The 14,367-nt window shown below is 71.5% G+C and carries 13 protein-coding genes; 9 read left to right on the forward strand and 4 right to left on the reverse strand.

Annotated features, from left to right (window positions below):
- The first annotated feature begins 116 nt into the window (after positions 1 to 116).
- The 3 genes from ACFWXC_RS30380 (at position 117) to ACFWXC_RS30390 (ending at position 4,526) form a co-directional block, all read left to right on the forward strand.
- Positions 117 to 1,502, forward strand: coding sequence for a PP2C family protein-serine/threonine phosphatase (locus tag ACFWXC_RS30380; RefSeq protein ID WP_384483469.1), 1,386 nt, complete (start codon positions 117 to 119; stop codon positions 1,500 to 1,502).
- 105 nt (positions 1,503 to 1,607) lie between these two features.
- Positions 1,608 to 3,074 carry an aminopeptidase P family protein gene (locus ACFWXC_RS30385; RefSeq protein ID WP_384483470.1) on the forward strand — a complete coding sequence of 489 codons (1,467 nt, stop codon included), beginning with the start codon at positions 1,608 to 1,610 and terminating at the stop codon, positions 3,072 to 3,074.
- Positions 3,075 to 3,161: 87 nt separating this feature from the next.
- Positions 3,162 to 4,526 (forward strand): PLP-dependent aminotransferase family protein, encoded by a 1,365-nt coding sequence (locus ACFWXC_RS30390; RefSeq protein ID WP_384483471.1) that lies wholly within the window; start codon positions 3,162 to 3,164, stop codon positions 4,524 to 4,526.
- A 1-nt stretch (position 4,527) separates the two neighbouring features.
- Here ACFWXC_RS30390 and ACFWXC_RS30395 read toward each other — a convergent pair whose 3' ends face one another.
- The 4 genes from ACFWXC_RS30395 to ACFWXC_RS30410 all read right to left on the reverse strand — a co-directional run bounded on the left by ACFWXC_RS30395 (position 4,528) and on the right by ACFWXC_RS30410 (position 7,471).
- Positions 4,528 to 5,343 (reverse strand): triphosphoribosyl-dephospho-CoA synthase, encoded by an 816-nt coding sequence (locus ACFWXC_RS30395; protein ID WP_384483472.1) that lies wholly within the window; start codon positions 5,341 to 5,343, stop codon positions 4,528 to 4,530.
- Positions 5,344 to 5,353: 10 nt separating this feature from the next.
- Positions 5,354 to 6,286: an intradiol ring-cleavage dioxygenase gene (locus ACFWXC_RS30400; protein WP_384483473.1), complete on the reverse strand. Its 933-nt coding sequence runs from the start codon at positions 6,284 to 6,286 to the stop codon at positions 5,354 to 5,356.
- Positions 6,287 to 6,407: 121 nt separating this feature from the next.
- Positions 6,408 to 6,983: a GNAT family N-acetyltransferase gene (locus ACFWXC_RS30405; protein WP_384483474.1), complete on the reverse strand. Its 576-nt coding sequence runs from the start codon at positions 6,981 to 6,983 to the stop codon at positions 6,408 to 6,410.
- Between the two features lie 38 nt (positions 6,984 to 7,021).
- Positions 7,022 to 7,471: an ATP-binding protein gene (locus tag ACFWXC_RS30410; protein WP_384483475.1), complete on the reverse strand. Its 450-nt coding sequence runs from the start codon at positions 7,469 to 7,471 to the stop codon at positions 7,022 to 7,024.
- Between the two features lie 240 nt (positions 7,472 to 7,711).
- On the opposite strand from ACFWXC_RS30410, the gene ACFWXC_RS30415 reads away from it, so the two are divergent.
- The 6 genes from ACFWXC_RS30415 to efeB all read left to right on the forward strand — a co-directional run bounded on the left by ACFWXC_RS30415 (position 7,712) and on the right by efeB (position 14,190).
- Positions 7,712 to 8,611 (forward strand): hypothetical protein, encoded by a 900-nt coding sequence (locus tag ACFWXC_RS30415; protein ID WP_384483476.1) that lies wholly within the window; start codon positions 7,712 to 7,714, stop codon positions 8,609 to 8,611.
- 165 nt (positions 8,612 to 8,776) lie between these two features.
- Positions 8,777 to 9,517 carry a YcnI family protein gene (locus ACFWXC_RS30420; protein WP_384483477.1) on the forward strand — a complete coding sequence of 247 codons (741 nt, stop codon included), beginning with the start codon at positions 8,777 to 8,779 and terminating at the stop codon, positions 9,515 to 9,517.
- Between the two features lie 128 nt (positions 9,518 to 9,645).
- A complete protein-coding gene (locus ACFWXC_RS30425) occupies positions 9,646 to 10,299 on the forward strand; it encodes an SCO family protein (RefSeq protein WP_384483478.1) in 654 nt (217 codons plus the stop codon).
- Between the two features lie 71 nt (positions 10,300 to 10,370).
- Positions 10,371 to 10,853 (forward strand): copper chaperone PCu(A)C, encoded by a 483-nt coding sequence (locus ACFWXC_RS30430; protein ID WP_384483520.1) that lies wholly within the window; start codon positions 10,371 to 10,373, stop codon positions 10,851 to 10,853.
- 14 nt (positions 10,854 to 10,867) lie between these two features.
- Positions 10,868 to 12,898, forward strand: a complete 2,031-nt coding sequence (locus ACFWXC_RS30435) for a copper resistance CopC/CopD family protein (RefSeq protein ID WP_384483479.1) — start codon at positions 10,868 to 10,870, stop codon at positions 12,896 to 12,898.
- A gap of 8 nt (positions 12,899 to 12,906) precedes the next feature.
- Positions 12,907 to 14,190 carry an iron uptake transporter deferrochelatase/peroxidase subunit gene (gene efeB / locus ACFWXC_RS30440; RefSeq protein ID WP_384483480.1) on the forward strand — a complete coding sequence of 428 codons (1,284 nt, stop codon included), beginning with the start codon at positions 12,907 to 12,909 and terminating at the stop codon, positions 14,188 to 14,190.
- Positions 14,191 to 14,367 lie beyond the last annotated feature (177 nt).

The raw sequence follows: 14,367 nt of genomic DNA on the forward strand, positions 1-14,367 counted from the left end.
TGCTGGACATCCCCTCACGAGTGCGTGTACATGTGGAGACACCGCTAGCGGCGCAGAAAGACATGGGGGTTTGCGATGCTTTTGAGCAATACGCACAGGTCTGAAAGCCGGACACGATGAACGCCCCGCACCCTCCGAAAGTGGCTGGAATCGATTCAACGGTCCCCACGCCCGCACACACTGTCGCCCCGGTCCCCCCCGCCCCGGGCGCACCTCCCGTCCCGAAGGCCCCCGCCGCACCAGCGCCGGGCACCCTCCTCCAGGACCGGCTGGCCGGCTGGGTCTCCGACCTCACCACCCTTCACGAACTGACCGAACGGCTCGCCCGCACCGACGGACTGGAGCCCGCCCTCCAGGAGCTGCTGCGCGCCGGTACCGCCCTCGTGGGCGCCCGGCGCGGTCTCGTGGCGCTGGAGCCCGCCGACGGCCTCGGCCCGAACACCACGCTCGGCCTCGGACTCGGCCGCGCGGACCTCGGCCACATGGAGACCGTCCCGAGCGGCGCGCTGCCGTACGACACCGGCACCGCCGCCGAGATCGTCCACCCCGACCTGTTCGCCGAGGACGGCCTGGACCCCCGGCACCGCGAGGTCGCCGCCCGCCTCGGCTACGCCGCCAGTTACGCGCTCCCCCTGACCACCGACGCGGCCGCCCGCCTGGGCGCGGTCCTCTGGCTGTACGACGAGCCGGCCGAGCCGAACGAGCGCCAGCGTCATCTCATCGGCCTGTACGTCCGCTTCGCCGCCGAGCACCTGGCCCGGCTGCTGGAAGTCGAGCGCACGCGCGCGTGCATGGCGACCATCGCCGAGGAGCTGCTCCCCTCCCGGCTGCCCCGGGTGGCCGGCGTCCAGCTCGCCGCCCGGCACCGCACCGGCCCGCGCGGCGGCGGCGACTGGTACGACGCGCTGCCGCTGCCCGACGCCGCCCTCGGCCTCGCGGTCGGCTCGGTCACCGGCTCCGGGCCCAGCGCGGTGGCCGCCATGGGCCGGCTGCGGGCCTCCCTGCGGGCGTACGCCGTGATGGAGGGCGAGGACCCGGTCGCGGTCCTCTCCGACCTCGAGCTGCTGCTGCGGCTGACCGAACCGGCCCGCTCCGCCACCGCCCTGTTCGCCTACTGCGAGCCCGCGCTGCGCAAGGTCACCCTGGCCGGGGCCGGACACAGCCCGCCGCTGCTGATCGGGGAGCACCGCACCGAGTTCGCGGAGACGTCGGTCTCGGCGCCGCTCGGGATGCTGGCCTGCTGGGAGGCGCCCAGCGTGGAGATCGAGGCCGAGGCCGGGGAAACGGTGCTCCTCTACACCGACGGGCTGCTGCACCGCACCGGCGACCCCATGGACCGCGCCTTCGCCCGGCTGCACGCGGCCGCCGCGAGCGTCCCGCGCGCGCTGCGCCACGACCCCGGGGCGATCGCCGACCACGTGCTGCGCACGGTGCTGCCGAACGGACTGGACTCGGCCGGCAGCGAGGAGGACGTGGTGCTGCTCGCGGCCCGTTTCGACTGATCGGTCAGTCAAAAGGCCAGGCCACCCGGTCAGGAGTCGTCCGGCCCTGGGGCACCGTTCGGTACGACCGTACGATGGACGGGATCCAGTGCAGTGTCGAGGAGGATGACCGTGGCCGACGAGCTCACACCGGAGACCCCGGAAACCGAGCCGGAAGAGCCGATCAAGCAGCGCAAGAACGGCCTGTACCCGGGCGTGTCCGACGAGCTCGCCGAGAACATGAAGTCGGGCTGGGCCGACACGGAGCTGCGCGACCTGACGCCCGTCGAGCAGGCCGAGCACACCGCCCGCCGCCGCGCCGAGCTGTCCGCCCGCTTCCCGGGCGACCGCCTGGTGATCCCGGCCGGCAACCTGAAGACCCGATCGAACGACACGGACTACCCGTTCCGGGCGTCGGTCGAGTACGTCTATCTCACCGGCGACCAGACGGAGGACGGCGTACTCGTCCTGGAGCCGAAGGACGACGGCCATGTGGCCACCGTCTATCTGCTGCCCCGCTCCGACCGCGAGAACGGCGAGTTCTGGCTCTCCGGGCAGGGCGAGCTGTGGGTGGGCCGCCGCCACTCCCTGACCGAGTCCGAGGCGCTCTACGGCATCCCCGCCGCCGACGTCCGCGAACTCGCCGACAAGCTGCGCGAGGCCACCGGCCCGGTGCGGGTCGTCCGCGGGTACGACGCCGGCCTCGAGGCCGCGCTGACCGACAAGGTCACCGCCGAGCGCGACGAGGAACTGCGCGTCTTCCTCTCCGAGGCGCGGCTGGTCAAGGACGAGTGGGAGGTCGGCGAGCTGCAGAAGGCCGTCGACTCCACGGTCCGCGGCTTCGAGGACGTGGTGAAGGTCCTCGACAAGGCCGAGGCCACGTCCGAGCGCTACATCGAGGGCACGTTCTTCCTCCGCGCGCGCGTGGAGGGCAACGACATCGGCTACGGCTCCATCTGCGCGGCCGGCCCGCACGCCTGCACCCTGCACTGGGTCCGCAACGACGGCCCGGTGCGCTCGGGCGACCTGCTCCTCCTGGACGCCGGCGTGGAGACACACAGCCTCTACACCGCCGACGTCACGCGCACACTGCCGATCAACGGCACGTACGGCGAGCTGCAGAAGAAGATCTACGACGCGGTGTACGACGCCCAGGAGGCCGGCATCGCGGCGGTGCAGCCGGGCGCCAAGTACCGCGACTTCCACGACGCCGCGCAGCGGGTGCTGGCCGAGCGGCTCGTCGAGTGGGGGCTCGTGGAGGGGCCGGTGGAGCGGGTGCTGGAGCTCGGGCTGCAGCGCCGGTGGACACTGCACGGGACGGGGCACATGCTCGGGCTCGACGTCCACGACTGCGCTGCCGCGCGGACCGAGACGTACGTGGAGGGCGTCCTCGAGCCGGGGATGGTGCTGACCGTCGAGCCGGGACTGTACTTCCAGGCCGACGACCTGACCGTTCCGGAGGGATACCGGGGGATCGGCGTGCGGATCGAGGACGACATCCTCGTGACGGCCGACGGGAACCGGAACCTCTCCGCGGGGCTGCCCCGGCGGTCGGACGAGGTCGAGGCGTGGATGGCTTCGCTCAAGAGCTGACGTATGGAGTGAATGGCCGGGTACCTGGGTGGGTGCCCGGCCATTGTTGTGTTCTGCGTAGGTGGATCCAGTCGACGGGGGTTACGAGTGGACGACTTCTGGAGTGCCGTCGTACTGCACCTGGAGGGTGATACCGGCGACGGACGGCGGGTCGGGCTGGAGCGTGCCCTGCGGGACGCCGTTCGCGTCGGGCAGCTGCTGCCCGGGGTCCGGTTGCCTGCCACCCGGCGGCTCGCCGCCGAGCTGGGGATCTCCCGGGGGACCGCCAAGGCCGCCTACGACCAGCTCGTCGCCGAGGGGTATCTGACCGCTCGCCAGGGGTCCGGGACCCGCGTCGCCACCCTCCCCTCCGCCGCCTCCGACGCTCCCGAAGCCGCCGCACGCGCGCGTGCGCCTCTTTTCGATCTGCGGCCCGGTGGGCCGGACACCGGGGCGTTCCCGGCGGCCGCCTGGTTGCGGGCCCTGCGGCGGGCCATCACCGGCGCGCCCTCCCTGGCGTACGACTACGGCGATCCGCGCGGGCGGATCGAGCTGCGGACCGCGCTGTCGGGGTATCTGGTGCGGGCCCGCGGGGTGGTGGCGCCGCCGGAGCGGATCGTGATCACCTCCGGGTACGTGCAGGGGCTCGCGCTGCTCACCCGGGTGCTGGGCGGGGGCGCCGCCGTGGCCATGGAGGACCCCGGGATGCCCTTCCACCGGGAGGTGGTGCGGAAGAACGGCGGGACCGTGGTGCCGGTGCGGGTGGACGAACGAGGGGCGCGGGCGGCGGAGCTGGGGGACGCGGGGGCGGTCGTCCTCACCCCGGCCCATCAGTATCCGACCGGAGTCACCCTGCATCCGGAGCGGCGGCGGGCCGTGGTGGAGTGGGCACGCGCGCGTGGCGGGGTGATCGTCGAGGACGACTACGACGGGGAGTTCCGCTACGACCGGCAGCCCGTGGGTGCCCTGCAGGGGATGGCGCCGGGGCAGGTCGTGTATCTGGGGACCGCTTCCAAGACGCTGGGGCCCGCGCTGCGGCTCGGGTGGATGGTGCTGCCGCCGCATCTCGTCGACGCCGTCGCCGACGCCAAGCTGCACAGCGATCATCACACCGAGTCCATCGGGCAGCTGGCGCTCGCCGAGCTGATCGAGAGCCATGCCTACGACCGGCACGTGCGCGCGTGCCGGTTGCGCTACCGGCGGCGCCGGGACCAGCTGCTGGGGCGGCTGGGTGCCGGACGGGACGTGCGGGGGATCGCGGCCGGGCTGCACGCGCTCGTCACCGTGGCCGGCGAGAAGGAGACGCTGGCCCGTGCGGAGGCGGCGGGGCTGGCGGTGGGCGGCCTCGGGGAGCACTGGCACACGGGCGGCGGTGCGGGGCGGCCGCAGGGCCTGGTCGTCGGGTACGGGACGCCCCGGGAGCGGGTCTACCCGGAGGCCCTGGAGGTGCTCGCCAAGGTGCTGGACGGCTGACTCAGCGTGTCGGGAGGGCGTCCAGGAACAGGGCCCCGGCGAGCAGGCCCGCGCTGCCCCGCGGGCTCCAGCCGCGCTCGTACAGGTCGGCGTCCAGGGCCGTCAGCGCCTCCGCGCCGGCCCCCGTCGCCGTACCGCCCGCTTCCAGGACGCCGCGGGCGCCCGCCTGGACGTGGCGCAGGCCCAAGGGGCCCGCGGTGTAGAGGAGTTCGGTGTCCTGGAGGGTGGACATCACGGTGAGCAGGGCGTCGAGACGGGCCTGGTTCTCGGTGGCGCCCGCCTTGCGGGCCGTCGCCAGTGCGTCCAACGCCCTTCGTACGTGCGGGAATCCGGCCCTGGCCTCGCCCCGGGCGCCGGCCGCTCCGTACTTCACGGAGATCGACGAACCCCGGGAGGGGCGCTTGGGGGCGCCCTTGTCGTTGAAGGCGGCGATCTTGCGCGCCGTGGCGGCGATCTCGCGGGCCTTGGCCCTCGGGTCCAGGGCGGCCGCGGCGACCAGGAGGCCGAGGGCCCACAGGGCGCCCTTGTGGCCGCCACCGGCCAGGCCGACCGAGTGCTCGGTGGACCGGCCGATCGAGCCCAGCTCCGCCCGCAGCACCGGCGAGGCTTCGCCGGTACGGCGGGCGGAGGCGGCCATCGCCGCGAGGCCGGGCGCCAGCGCCCGGGCCGACCAGCGCAGACTGTCGTGCTCCCGGCGCGTGCTGCGGGCGTCCAGGTCACGCGGGTCGGGCAGCCCCGGCTTCGGGGCCAGCGCCAGCTGACCGGTGAGCGCGGCCACGGCGGCCTGCGCCAGCGCGTCATCCTCGCGGCTTGTCATGTCCCTTACCTTACGAGGAGGCGGAGGCCGAAGGGGAGGCGCTGTCGGTGGGCGGGGCGCCTGTGGGGGCGCCGCTCGGCGGGGTGCCGCCCCCACCGCTGCCGGCGCCGGTGTTCTCGGCGTCGGGGTCGATGCCCAGGGTCAGGGAGCCCTTGTAGCCCTTCGAAGGGTCCTTCTTGTGCACGGCCTTCAGGGTCAGCAGACCGCTGGAGGCACCGCCGCCGTCGTACACCATGTCGTCGGCGAGGACGGTGTAGCTGCCGGTGTGCCTGGAGTACGGGTCGAGCGTGAAGATCTCCTCGGCGACGGTGTCGTCGAAGAACAGCTGACCGGTGTAGTTGACCTTGCCGCCCTCGTAGGTGCCGTCCTCCTTCTCGCCGCCCGTGTGCACCTTCACGTGGATGTGGCAGGTGCGCGGGGTGTACCAGCCGGGGAAGATCGTCTCGAACTTGACGACCCCGTTGGCGTTGGCGACCTGGTAGCCGCGCAGATAGGTGTTGTCGTCGGCGGAGTCGCCCTCCTCGCTCTCCGCGGGGGCGGAGCCGCCCGGGTTGGCGGTGGTGTAACCGGAGTAGTAGCCCCAGGCGTCGCAGTGCCAGATCTCGACCGCGGCACCCTTGACCGGGGTGCAGCCGTCGGTGGCGTCCACGACGGTCAGGCGCAGGGTGAGCGGAACACCGGCCTTGCCCTCGGTGATGTCCTTGCGCACCAAGGCACCATCGAGGTAGTACGGGCCCTCCGTGACGCTGGTCATCAGCGTCATGCACGCATCGCTGGTGGAACTGGCGGAGGCCGTGGCGTCCGCGTCGGCACTGGTGTCGGTCACATCGGCGAAGGCCGACTGGAAGCCGGCGACCGCGAGGCCGCCGGCCGCCACCGTGCCGCCGGACACCACGAGGGCGCGGCGGCGGGTGATCGACGTGTCTTTGTGGTTTCCCGTCATGGTCGACGAAGTTAGGAACCCCGTTTGTCAGGGGCATGGGCAGGGGCTGGCAACCGGCTGTGAACGCCCAGGAAGCTGAAGCCGGCGGGGAAACGCTGGTCACAGGGGTGGGGTGACGCCGTCACAGAGCCGGATCACGGTCGTGCAGAACCCGCTGGAACAGCCGGCTGTCCCGCCATTCTCCATTGATGTGCAGATACTGCGGAGCATCACCGATCGTCTCGAATCCACATTTCTTCAGCACCCGTTGCGACGTCGTGTTGTCGATCAGGGTGGACGCCTCGATCCGGTGGAGTCCCATGACATCCCGGGCGATCTCGCAGACCCGCTCCAGCGCGGCGCTGGCCAGCCCGCGGCCCTGCTGATCACCGGCCACCCAATAGCCGACGTACGAACTGCAGAAAGGTCCCAGGGAAATTCCGGAAAGAGTGATCGCGCCGACGATCCGGCGGTCCTCGGCCGACTCCATGACCCAGGGGACCATGATCCCGTCCGCTGCCTGTCGCAGCAGGCCATCGATGCGTTCGGTCTGCCCCTCGACCGTGAAGAAGGACTCGGGTCTGAGCGGTTCCCAGGGTTCGAGATGCTTTCGGTTGCCGGCGTAGGCGGCGGACAGCGGTTTCGCGTCGCCGACGGCAATGGGACGCAATATCACGCCGGGCAGGATTGCGTTTTCTTTAATCTTTCCGAGAATCATGCGCGCACCTTAGCGCGCGAGTTATGCAGGAGGGAGAGTCATGCCGAAAGCAGAGAAGGATCTTTGGTCCACTTGAGGATCTTGTCGAAGCTGACCACCGTCCCGCCACGGCCCGGTTTGTTGCCGATGTGGACGTGATCGGCGAGTTCTCTGATCAGACAGAGCCCTCTGCCGTGCTCGGCGTCCGGGCGGGCGGGTCTGATCTCCTGGGTGCGGGCGAACCCCGGGGCGAACCCCGGGCCGGAATCGGCCACTTCGATACGGCACTTCTCACCGTCCAGATAGGCGGTGACCCGGTACGCCTCCGAGGCACGGCCCGCCCCGCCGTGCTCCACCGCGTTCGCGCAGGCCTCGCTGAGGGCGACCGAGAGGTCGTAGGAGATCTCGGGGTCGACGCCCGCCGTCTCCATCGTGCCGATCAGCAGCCGCCGGGCGAGCGGGACGCTCGCGGCCTCGCGCCGCAGATGGAGTGACCACCAGATGCTCATGCTCCAGCCTCCTGGCTGCGGCTCGACATACCGATACCTATTGCCACCCGTGCGCGGGTGTAAGCACTCCGTTCATGTGAGAACGCCCATCCGGGGGATGCGCCTTGGGAGGTTTCGGTGTATGAGCGGGTGGTTCACAGCAAGGACGATCTTCCGGTTCTTTCACTCCTTTCACCTGTAAACGAATCTTGCGGACCTGGCGTATGGCGGGCGTGAGCCCAGTGCGATGATGAGCGCGCCATGAACGCCCCCCATCCGCGCACGGCGCGCACCGGAAGCGGACTGCGGCTCCTGCGGGCCGCGGTGTTCGCCGCGCTCTGTGTCGTACTGGCCGCGGCGGGGCACACGCTGGCATCCTGCGCGACCGTTCCGCTGTGGACGCTCGGCGCGGGCTTCCTCGGCACCCTGGCACTCGTCGCCCCGCTCACCGGGCGGGCCCGCACGCTGCCGGGGATCGTGGCACTGCTCGCGGTCATGCAGACCGTGCTGCACACCCTGTTCGGGCTCGGCCAGCACGGCGGCGCGGCCATGTCGGCCGGCTCGATGTCCGGCGGCTCGATGTCGATGTCGTCGATGTCCATGTCGTCCATGTCATCCGCGTCGTCGTTGTCCTCGCTGTCTTCCCTGTCGACGAGTGACGCCTCGCTGGTCGAGCGGGCCGCGCGGCTGGTGTGCGGGGCCGGGGCGGCGCAGATCAGCCCCGCCCACGCGTACAAGATCCTCACCGACGCGCATCTCAGCACCTCCGGTTCGGCCGCCGGTCTGAGCGGGACGGCCCATGCGGCGGACGCCACCGGGGCCTCCGGCTCGCTGCTGCCCTCCGTGCCCATGCTGCTCGGACACCTCCTCGCGGCCGTGGTGGCCGGATGGCTGCTGCGCCGGGGCGACCTGGCGCTGCTGCGGCTGATCGAGCTGTCGGCGCACGGAGTCGCCGAGGGGGCGCTCGTCCGTTCCCTGCGCGGGGCGCTCGCACTGGCGCGCGCTCTGTGCGCCGGGCTCGTGGCCGTGCCCCAGGCGCCCGCACACAGCCGTCGCAGCCCCCGGGACGAACCGCCCGCACCCCACACCGTCGCACTCCAGCACTCCGTGATCCGGCGCGGGCCGCCCATGGCCGCCGCCGTACTCGTTCTCGCCGCCTGACGCGACGCGACCAGAGCAGTTCCCGGGATCTGTCCGGATCCGGAGGGGGCCTGCCGCCGTCGCGCGGCACGCGCGCGTGCGTGCGCTTCCCGCTGCCCGCGCGCCCCCTCAACGACAGAACTCACTCAGAGTGGAGTGCTCCACGCCATGAAGGCTTTCCGTGCCATGAAGGTTTCTCGTCTCGCCGCCGTCACCGCCGTCGCGGGCACGGCCGTCCTGGCCGTCTCCTCGCCCGCGTTCGCACACGTCAGCGTGCAGCCCGAGGGCACCGCCGCAAAGGGCGGTTACGCGGTCATCGACTTCAAGGTCCCCAACGAGCGCGACGACGCCTCGACCACCAAGCTCGAGGTCAACTTCCCCACCGACCACCCGCTGGCCTCCGTGATGCCGCAGCCGATGGCCGGCTGGAAGGTCGAGGTCACCAAGTCCAAGCTGGCCAAGCCGCTGGAGATGCACGGCGAGAAGATCGACGAGGCGGTCACCAAGGTCACCTGGACCGCCGAGGACAAGGGGATCGAGCCGGGCTACTTCCAGAAGTTCCCGCTCTCCGTGGGCGCCCTGCCCGAGGACACCGACGAACTGGTCTTCAAGGCGATCCAGACGTACTCCAACAAGGACGTCGTCCGCTGGATCGAGGTCCAGCAGGAGGGCCAGGAGGAGCCCGAGAACCCGGCCCCGGCCCTCGCGCTGTCCGCCGCCACCGACGACCACCACGGGACCACCACCACGGCCGAGGACACCGCGGCCAAGACCGAGACCACCGCCTCGGACGACTCCGGATCCTCGTCCGGTGGCAGTGACACCACCGCCCGCGTCCTCGGCGTCGTCGGCATCGTCGTCGGCGCGGCCGGGGTCGCCTACGGCGTCCTCGCGGGCCGCCGCCGGTCCACCGGCTCCGAGGCCTGAGCTCCCCGTCCGTAGCGCGCACAGGGGGCCGTGCGAGGCTGTCGTGGCTCCGACAGCTCGGGTACGCCCCGGTAGTTCTCGTACGCCCCCGGTGCGCGCCGGATCTCTCACATCTGGGACATTTTCGTATGCGCAAGAAGACGTTCGCCGCGGCCGCGCTGCTCGCCGCCGCCACCCTGACCCTCTCCGCCTGCGGCAGCGGCGACGACGCCAAGTCACCCGTCACCGTGGTCGCCGGGGACACCTCGAACAAGGCCGCGACCATCCTGGACCAGCCGTTCGAGAAGCCGGACCTGGTACTCACCGACACCCATGGCAAGAAGTACGACCTGCGCGCCGAGACCAAGGGCCGGCCGACGCTCATCTACTTCGGCTACACGCACTGCCCCGACGTCTGCCCGCTGACCATGAACAACCTCGCGGTCGCCAAGAAGGCGCTGTCCAAGGCCGACCAGGCCAAGCTGCGGGTCGTGTTCGTCACCACCGACCCCGCCCGCGACACCCCGGCCGAGCTCGGCAAGTGGCTCAAGGGCATCGACTCCCAGTTCATCGGCCTGACCGGCGACTTCTCCACCATCCAGGCCGGCGCCCGCACCCTCGGCATCTCCATCGAGCCGACCCACAAGGACAAGAAGACCGGCAAGACCGTCTCGGTGCACGGCACCCAGGTCATCGCGTTCTCGCCGAAGACCGACGGCGGTTACGTCCTGTACGGCGAGGACGCCACCGTCGACGACTACACCAAGGACCTCCCCAAGCTGGTCAAGGGAGAGAAGCCGTGAGGCGTCGGGCCCGAGCCGTCCCGGCACCGCCCCGTCCGGCACCGCCCCGCCGGGCGCCGGCCCTTCCGGCGCTGACCGGGCGACGGCTCGCCCTGACCGGCGTGGCCACGACCGGCATAGCCCTCGCGGGCGCCCTGGTCCTGGCGGGCTGCGGCGGCTCGGGTTCTTCGGGCTCCCCGGGAACGGAACTGTCCGTCGGCGCCTCTTACATGCCCCGGCCGGTATCGGCCGACATGGCCGCCGGGTTCCTGACGATCACCAACAAGGGCGGGACGAAGGACGAGCTGACGTCCGTCACCAGCGACTCCGCCGGCGAGGTCACCATGCACGAGACCAACGGCGGGGCGATGGACGAGGTCAACTCCTTCGAGGTGCCCGCGCACGGTCAACTCGTGTTCAAAAGCGGTGGCAACCATCTGATGTTCGAGAAGCTGAAGCGCCGCCCGAAACAGGGCGACACGATCACCCTGAAGCTGAAGTTCGCCGAATCCGGTCCGCTCACCGTCGAGATGCCGGTGAAGTCCGCCACGTACAACCCTTCGACCGGACACTGAGGGAGGGACCGACCTTGACGCGGACCATCACCCCCCGCCTGCGCACGCTGGTGCTGCTGTTCCTCGCCGTCACCGGCGCGCTGCTGGCCGGCGCCGGGCCGGCCTCGGCGCACGCCGCGCTGACCGGCAGCGACCCCGCCCAGGGGGTGGTGGTCCCGAAGGCACCCGACCAGGTCTCGCTCACGTTCTCCGAGAGCGTGTCGCTGAACGACAACTCGATCCGGGTCCTCGACCCCAAGGGCAAGCGGGTCGACCTGGCCAAGCCGAACAACCTGACCGGGACGACCTACGGCGTCCAGCTCAAGAGCGGGCTCGGCAAGGGCACGTACACCGTCGCCTGGCAGGTCGTCTCCGCGGACAGCCACCCCGTCGCAGGCGCCTACACCTTCTCCGTCGGGGCGCCCTCCACGACCGTCGCCTCGGTCGGGGACCAGGAAGCGGGCGGCGGGGTCGTCGGCTGGCTCTACGGCTTCGGGCGGTACATGTCGTACGCCGGGTACATCGTGCTCGTCGGCGGCGCCGCCTTCGTCCTCGCCTGCTGGCAGCGCGGCTCCGGCGTACAGGCCCTGCAGCGGCTGGTCGTCGGCGGCTGGCTGACACTCACCGCGGCCACCCTCTGGCTGCTGCTCCTGCGCGGCTCCTACACCACCTCCGGCAGCCTCGGCGACGTCTTCGACCTCAACCTGCTCGGCCAGGTCCTCCAGACCAAGACCGGCGCGGCCCTGGTCTCCCGGCTGCTGCTGCTCGCGGCCGCCGCGCTGTTCATCGCCGTCCTCTTCGGGGCCTACGACAAGCGCGAGGAGGGCGCGGAGAAGCGGGACCTGACCTTCGGGCTCGCCATCGGCGGGACCGTCGTGGCCGCCGGGCTCGCGGCGAGCTGGGCCATGGCCGAGCACGCCTCCACCGGACTCCAGCCGGGCATCGCGATGCCGGTCGACGTCATCCACCTGCTCGCCGTCGCCACCTGGCTGGGCGGCTTGACCGCCCTGCTGGTCGCCCTCTACCGGGCGCCCGCGGACAAGCCCGTCGGGGCCGTCGCCGTGGGCCGCTTCTCCCGCATGGCCTTCGGAAGCGTGGTGGCACTGGTCGCCACCGGCATCTACCAGTCCTGGCGCCAGCTCGGCTCCTGGTCGGCGTTCACCGACACGGCCTACGGGCAGCTGCTGCTGGTCAAGATCGCGCTGGTGGCGCTGCTGGTCGGCATCGCGTCCATCTCACGGCGATGGACGCGACGGCTCGCGGACACGGCGGTGACGGAGACCGAGGAGTCGGCCGGGGAAGTCACCGATGCGGAGGAGGAGGCGGAGGAAGAGAAGGAGACCGTCAAGGCGTCCGCCGCCACCAAGGAGGCGTCGGTCGCGTCCGGCGGGTCCAGGGCGTCCGCCGCTTCCAGCGCCTCCGGCGGCAAGGGGTCCGGCAAGGACGCCTCCGCCGATGACGACTCCGAGGACCCCGGGCGGGCCGCCCAACTGGCCCGGCAGCAGGCCGCCAAGGACTCCGCCCGGCAGAAGCGCGTCCGGGACGCCGACCCCAACCGCTTCGGCCTGCGGCGCTCGGTGCTCGCCGAGGCCGGGGTCGCCGTCGCTCTGCTCGCGGTCACGACCGTGCTGACGCAGACCGAGCCGGGCCGCACCGAGCAGGACGCCAAGGCCGCCTCCTCGGCGTCCTCCACCTCCTCGTCCTCGGCATCGAACTCGTCCTCGGGCGCGCTGACCCTCGACATGTCCTTCGACACCGGCGGCAAGGACGGCAAGGGCGTCGTCCGTGTCGACCTCGACCCCGCGGCCGTGGGCACCAACGAGATGCACGTCTACGTCCAGCGCCCCAACGGCCGGGCCTTCGACATCCCCGAGGTGAAGGTCGCCTTCACCCTCGCCGCCAAGAAGATCGGGCCGCTTCCCGTGGCCCCCGACCACGTCACCACCGGCCACTGGGCCGCCAACGGTGTACAGATCCCCATGGCCGGCGACTGGCAGATCTCCGTGACCGTGCGGACCTCCGACATCGACCAGGTGACCGTCTCCAAGAACGCGCAGATCGGCTGAACCGCACCATGGCTGAACCGTCCCAGTCCCTCCGTCCGTCGGTCACCGAGGAAGGCCCGTCGGCTCCCCCGGCCCAAGGCGTCAGCCGGCGCGCACTGCTCGGCACCGCCGGGGCCACCGGACTCGTGCTCGGCGCGGCGGGCGCGGGTGTCGGCTACGCGGCCGCACCCGCACAGGCCACCCCGCTCAGCTCGGTGGGCTCCGACCGGGCGATGTTTCACGGGAAACATCAGCCCGGCATCACCGAGGGCCTCCAGGCGCGCGGCCATCTCATCGCCTTCGACCTGGCGGCGGGCGCGGGGCGGAAGGACGCCGCCGCGCTGCTGCGTCGCTGGTCGACGACGGCCGGGCGGCTGATGGCGGGCGAGGCGATGACACAGGACGACACGGATGTGGCCCGTGACGCCGGTCCCTCGTCGCTGACGATCACCTTCGGCTTCGGCAACAGCTTCTTCGCCCGCACCGGCCTGGAGAAGCAGCGCCCGTCCGCCCTGGACCCGCTGCCCGACTTCTCCTCCGACCACCTCGACAGGTCGCGCAGCAACGGCGACCTGTGGGTACAGATCGGCGCCGACGACGCCCTGGTCGCCTTCCACGCCCTGCGCGCCGTCCAGAAGGACGCGGGCAGCGCGGCCAAGGTCCGCTGGCAGATGAACGGCTTCAACCGCACCCCGGGCGCGACCGCCCACCCCATGACGGCCCGCAACCTCATGGGCCAGCTGGACGGCACCCGCAATCCGAAGCCGGCGGACTCGGACTTCGATCAGCGGATCTTCGTTCCGGCGAGCGGTTCGAACGGCCCCGCGTGGATGGCGAACGGCTCCTACGCCGTCGTACGCCGGATCCGCATGCTCCTCGACGACTGGGAGAAGCTCTCGCTCGCGGCCCAGGAGGACGTGATCGGGCGCAGGAAGTCCACTGGAGCGCCGCTGTCCGGAGGCACCGAGACGACGGCGATGGACCTGGAGAAGACCAGGTCCGACGGTGACTACGTGGTCCCGATCAACGCCCACGCCCGGATCACCCGGCCCGACCAGAACGGGGGCGCGGCCATCCTGCGGCGCCCGTTCTCGTACCACGACGGCATCGATGCCGACGGGACGCCGGACGCGGGGCTGCTCTTCGTCTGCTGGCAGGCGGATCCGCTGCGTGGGTTCGTCCCGGTGCAGCGGAAGCTGGACCGCGGGGACGCGCTCTCGCAGTACATCCGGCACGAGGCGAGCGGACTGTTCGCGGTGCCGGGCGGGACGGCCGACGGGGAGTACGTGGGGCAGCGGCTGCTGGAGGGCTGAGAGCGGACAGCCGGGGCCGGGTTTCTCGTGTAGGGGATTCCGCGCGCGTGCGGTGGATTCCGCGCGGTGGCCGCGTTACCACCGTGGATTCTGATCACTATTGGCGCGTTTCCGGTTTTCAAACCACCCGGTCGAGTGGTTCCGACGAGACAAGTGAGCCCTGCTCCCTTGCGCCCA

The sequence above is a fragment of the Streptomyces sp. NPDC058683 genome (assembly GCF_042716195.1).
Taxonomy (GTDB): Bacteria; Actinomycetota; Actinomycetes; order Streptomycetales; family Streptomycetaceae; genus Streptomyces.

Bases quoted from the DNA above. Each gene is read 5' to 3' on its own strand.
- ACFWXC_RS30380 (WP_384483469.1), top strand. From the start codon at position 117: ATGAACGCCCCGCACCCTCCGAAAGTGGCTGGAATCGATTCAACGGTC.
- ACFWXC_RS30385 (WP_384483470.1), top strand. From the start codon at position 1,608: ATGACCGTGGCCGACGAGCTCACACCGGAGACCCCGGAAACCGAGCCG.
- ACFWXC_RS30395 (WP_384483472.1), bottom strand. From the start codon at position 5,343: ATGACAAGCCGCGAGGATGACGCGCTGGCGCAGGCCGCCGTGGCCGCG.
- ACFWXC_RS30400 (WP_384483473.1), bottom strand. From the start codon at position 6,286: ATGACGGGAAACCACAAAGACACGTCGATCACCCGCCGCCGCGCCCTC.
- ACFWXC_RS30405 (WP_384483474.1), bottom strand. From the start codon at position 6,983: ATGATTCTCGGAAAGATTAAAGAAAACGCAATCCTGCCCGGCGTGATA.
- ACFWXC_RS30410 (WP_384483475.1), bottom strand. From the start codon at position 7,471: ATGAGCATCTGGTGGTCACTCCATCTGCGGCGCGAGGCCGCGAGCGTC.
- ACFWXC_RS30415 (WP_384483476.1), top strand. From the start codon at position 7,712: ATGAACGCCCCCCATCCGCGCACGGCGCGCACCGGAAGCGGACTGCGG.
- ACFWXC_RS30420 (WP_384483477.1), top strand. From the start codon at position 8,777: ATGAAGGTTTCTCGTCTCGCCGCCGTCACCGCCGTCGCGGGCACGGCC.
- ACFWXC_RS30425 (WP_384483478.1), top strand. From the start codon at position 9,646: ATGCGCAAGAAGACGTTCGCCGCGGCCGCGCTGCTCGCCGCCGCCACC.
- efeB (WP_384483480.1), top strand. From the start codon at position 12,907: ATGGCTGAACCGTCCCAGTCCCTCCGTCCGTCGGTCACCGAGGAAGGC.